The organism is Rhodococcus ruber, assembly GCF_027270735.1.
Taxonomy (GTDB): Bacteria; Actinomycetota; Actinomycetes; order Mycobacteriales; family Mycobacteriaceae; genus Rhodococcoides; species Rhodococcoides rubrum_A.
Genome location: NZ_JAPWIJ010000040.1, coordinates 1 through 537 on the forward strand (window position 1 = coordinate 1; position 537 = coordinate 537).

Annotated in this window: 1 protein-coding gene; it reads right to left on the reverse strand. The window is 63.3% G+C overall.

Translation table 11 applies throughout. The features are described 5' to 3' along the window. A partial coding sequence (locus tag O4220_RS27725) for an IS110 family transposase (protein ID WP_269608750.1) occupies positions 1–427 on the reverse strand: 427 nt, incomplete at its 3' end. Positions 428–537: the final 110 nt, after the last annotated feature.

Sequence of the window (537 nt, forward strand, 5' to 3'; positions counted from 1 at the left end):
ACCAGATCAGATTTTGATGTCCGCGGGCCAAGACTTTGATCGCCTCGGCCGAGGTGGAGTCGCCAGCGATGGTGCGGTGGTTGTGCCGGTCGGTGCGCACCAGGTCTGCCAGCAACTTGGCGTCGCCAACGTCGGATTTCGCACCCGAGAGGTGGTGGCGATCTCGGTAGCGTGCGGCAGCGAGCGGGTTGACCGCGTACACGGTATATCCGGCTGCGGCCAGGGCCGACACCCACAAGCCGCGATCGGTTTCGATGCCGACGACGACCTCGGCGGGTGCCTGGGCGTGAGAGGCCATCACATCGTGAAACCCACTGATACCCGCCAGTCCTTCGGGTAGTCGGCGGGAGGCCAACCGTTTCCCGTCGGCGTTCATCACGTGGATGTCGTGGTGGTCCTCCGCCCAGTCGTCTCCCACGAAAATCATTCGGTTCTCCTCACACTCGATCGGACACTGTCGGTGAGCCTCGAGGGATCCGGACGGCGACCTAATGGATCAGTGCTCAGGTGGCACGACACCCCATCAGCATTCTGGGA